Source organism: Mesorhizobium sp. M8A.F.Ca.ET.207.01.1.1 (assembly GCF_004794715.1).
Classification (GTDB): Bacteria; Pseudomonadota; Alphaproteobacteria; order Rhizobiales; family Rhizobiaceae; genus Mesorhizobium.
The window spans coordinates 1-291 of sequence record NZ_SRUS01000523.1; the positions used below are offsets into that span (position 1 = coordinate 1).

Consider the following 291-nt stretch of genomic DNA (forward strand, 5'->3'; position numbering starts at 1 on the left):
GGGCACGTGGGTGAACAAGGCGGCGGCCTCCATCGGCGACACCGCGCCTGCACTGCGCCTGCAGCGGATGGCGCACTGCCTGCAGCAGAATATGGGTGCGTCCGCGCTCGATATTTCGGCGCAGCGTGCACATGTCCTGTTCCGGGCGCTCGTCGCGGGTGACGCCACGCTGGATACGCTGGCGGCGCACTTGAGCCTGAGCCCGCGCAGCCTGCGCCGCTTCAGCCAGTTGCAGTTCGGCTACGGTGCCAAGACGCTGGAGCGGATCCTGCGCCTGCAACGTTTTCTTCG

1 pseudogene is annotated in these 291 nt (G+C 67.7%); it reads left to right on the forward strand.

Features of this window, described 5'->3' with window-relative positions:
• Positions 1 to 10: 10 nt before the first annotated feature.
• Positions 11 to 291: pseudogene (locus EN850_RS36785) on the forward strand (AraC family transcriptional regulator); the annotation flags it as partial.